The following is a 2,175-nucleotide window of genomic DNA, read 5'->3' as shown; positions in this document are numbered from 1 at the left end:
ATCGCCGATGGCCGCGAACCCGATCATCACCGACCGGGGAAACGGCCACGGCTGACTGCCGAGATATCGCACGTCGCGGACCTCGAGTCCCACTTCTTCCTTGATCTCACGCACCACACATGTCTCGAGGGATTCCCCGGCCTCGACGAAGCCCGCAAGGATCGAGAACCGGCGCGGTGGCCAGGTGGGCTGACGCGCCAGCAGCACACGATCCTCGTCGTCATGCACGAGGCAGATGATCGCGGGATCCGTACGCGGAAACTCTTCATGCCCCGTACTGGTCGAGATCCGCGACCATCCCGAGACGGTGGGCTCCGAGGGAGCGCCGTCCAGAGCGCTGAAGCCCGCGCTGTCGTGCCAATTCAGTATCGCGAGGGCACCGGTCATCAGACCCGCATCCGCGTCGTCGAGCGTCCCGCCGAGAACCCGGAGATCCGCCAGCTTCCCGGTCAGGGCCTGCACTCGTACCGCCCACACGTGCCGGTCCTTCCGGACGCCGAGAAACACCGCCCCGGGTACGGGTTCGGCGGCGAGTTCGGTGGCGTCCGCGAACACGAGGCCGTCGTCGCTCACCCTGACCTGACCACGGTGGTTGACTCGCAGCAGCACCGCATCCGCCCAGCCGACGCGCAGTGCTTCCGTATCCGATCGCAATTCCTCGGCCCGCCCGACGGCCGAGCGCGACAGAAGTGGGGTTTCGTTCAACCGGAATACAGTCACGCCCCGACACTACTGCCGATCAGTTGACGACCCGGCGGATGTACAGCAGCCGGTCGTTGGCCTCCACCGAATCGACCTCCGGCGAGCCGACCCGCACCAAGCGTCCGTCCCGCACCACCCCGAGGACGATGTCCGAAAGATGCCGCGGTGAACCGCCGATCTCGTCCCGTTCGACGGCGCGTTCCGCGATCGCGAACCCGGCCTCCGGGGTGAGCAGATCCTCCATCATCTCGACGACACTCGGCGTCTTCGTCGCGATGCCGAGAAGCCTGCCCGCGGTCTCGGACGACACGACAACGGAATCGGCGCCGGACTGCCGCAAGAGATGAGTGTTCTCCGACTCGCGGATCGCCGCGACGATCTTCGCTCTGGGCGCGATCTCCCGCGCGGTCAGCGTCACGAGCACAGCGGTGTCGTCGCGATTGGCTGCCACGATGATGGCCGCCGCGTTCTGTGCCCCCGCCAATCGCAGGACATCCGATTTTGTGGCGGATCCGTGCACCGTGACCAGTCCCTTGCTCGCCGCCGATTCGAGCACGGCCTGGTCGGTGTCGACCACCACGATCTCCGACGGCGGGACCCCGTCACCGAGCATCGCGTCGATCGCGGTGCGACCCTTGGTTCCGTAACCGATCACCACGGTGTGATTGCGCACGTGCTGCCTCCAACGCTGGATTTTGAACGCCTGCCGGGAGCTCTCCGTCAGCGCCGAGAGGGTCGTACCGACGAGGACGATGAGGAAGAAGATTCGAAGCGGAGTGATGAGCAGGACGTTGATGAGTCTCGCCGAGGGTGTGAACGGTGTGATGTCGCCGTAGCCCGTCGTCGACAGCGACACCGTGGCGTAGTAGACGCAGTCGAGCAGCGACAGCTCGTTGCCCTGCGCGTCCCGGTATCCCTCCCGGTCGAGGTAGACGATGAGTACGCCGAGCGCGAGTGCGCCGAGCGCGATCGCCACCCGCCTGTAGATCGCCCGAGCCGGACTCGTCTGCAACTGGGGAATCTTCAGCACACCCACCAGCGCGAAGTCCGGCCGATCGGTAAGAGTGTCCGACCTGGTCAATCTCGAACGCAGCCTACCGGCCATATCCTCGTCTCCACGTTGCACCGAACTCCGACATCGGCTGGCAAGCCTAGCCCTGTTTTCCTGCCGAGCGACACGTCGGTGCGTCGTCGGCTCGAGGCGAGTCGTTGCGGCATGCTGTCGGCATGCCACAACAGACGACCCGGCGTCCCGGACAGACACCTGCACTCCGCCTCGCGGCCCTGCTGCTCGGCGCAGGAATCATGCATTTCGTCACCCCGAAGTTCTTCGATGCCATCGTGCCGGAACGGCTTCCCGGAGCCGCCCGCGTCTACACCTACGCCTCGGGCGTGGCCGAGCTCGTGGTCGGGGCCGCCCTGGTGGTGCCGCGAACCCGCGCACTCGGTGGCGGGCTCGCGGCGGCGCTGCTC

At 66.5% G+C, this 2,175-nt stretch carries 3 protein-coding genes; 1 reads left to right on the top strand and 2 read right to left on the bottom strand.

The features are described from left to right. Together nudC and WAW17_RS19580 are read right to left on the bottom strand one after the other, a co-directional pair. Positions 1-720 (bottom strand): NAD(+) diphosphatase (nudC, locus tag WAW17_RS19585; RefSeq protein ID WP_422334588.1); only part of this gene is annotated, 720 nt, incomplete at its 3' end. Positions 721-739: 19 nt separating this feature from the next. Further along, a complete protein-coding gene (locus tag WAW17_RS19580; protein ID WP_422334587.1) occupies positions 740-1,807 on the bottom strand; it encodes a potassium channel family protein in 1,068 nt (355 codons plus the stop codon). Positions 1,808-1,929: 122 nt separating this feature from the next. On the opposite strand from WAW17_RS19580, the gene WAW17_RS19575 reads away from it, so the two are divergent. Then, positions 1,930-2,175: MauE/DoxX family redox-associated membrane protein (locus WAW17_RS19575; RefSeq protein WP_422334586.1), on the top strand; the 246-nt coding region annotated here is incomplete at its 3' end.

Source organism: Rhodococcus sp. (in: high G+C Gram-positive bacteria), assembly GCF_049286785.1.
Classification (GTDB): Bacteria; Actinomycetota; Actinomycetes; order Mycobacteriales; family Mycobacteriaceae; genus Rhodococcus_F.
This window is presented reverse-complemented; position numbering and strand designations above follow the sequence as displayed.